At 40.0% G+C, this 668-nt stretch carries 1 protein-coding gene; it reads right to left on the bottom strand.

The features are described 5' to 3' along the window. A partial coding sequence (locus DZ60_RS25385) for a hypothetical protein (RefSeq protein WP_034230527.1) occupies window positions 1-668 on the bottom strand: 668 nt, incomplete at both ends.

Below are 668 nucleotides of genomic sequence, written 5' to 3' on the forward strand. Positions count from 1 at the left end.
ACATTGGTCAGTACTCCTGTACCAAAAGTACCATTGTTATCAAAATCAGTATCAGAATCCCCATACGCCTCATCTGCATCATTACAACCATCTCCATCACTGTCAGTATCTAATCGATCTGGATCTCCATCGCCATCTGTGTCTAAACTACAATCTGAAGTAAATACAGCTTCTGAGAAATCAAGATCCATAAATTCAGCAGCATAATCAAATGTTCCGCTATTTCGAACTGTTCCGGTTAGTGTGACCTCGGTAATACCATTGGGTAAAACGATATCAAAATCATAATTATTGGTAAGGGTAGTACCTTCTCCAGAAGCATTTACAGCTTCGTACAAATCACCATCATCATCTACAACAAATTGATAGCCATTGTTTACTACAGTACTAGCGAATACAGGAGAAGCCCCAGTAGATGAAGGATCATAAATATTCTCTGTGGTAGCATTTTGTGCGTTATTATCTGTAGCTGTTCCTGTAGCTCCTAAAGCACCTCCTGTCCAGGTAATTGTCCAAATAATTACATCTGAATTTCGAGTACCTGCAGCAGGAACATCAACTTTTAGACCAGAAACTCCTTCATCAAAAGTGTGCGTTACAAAAAAGGTGTCCCCATTTGTACCAGTATTTACAGCCCAGCGAGATCGTATATTAGTCCCGCCTTCTTC

The sequence above is a fragment of the Aquimarina pacifica genome (assembly GCF_000520955.1).
GTDB lineage: Bacteria > Bacteroidota > Bacteroidia > Flavobacteriales > Flavobacteriaceae > Aquimarina > Aquimarina pacifica.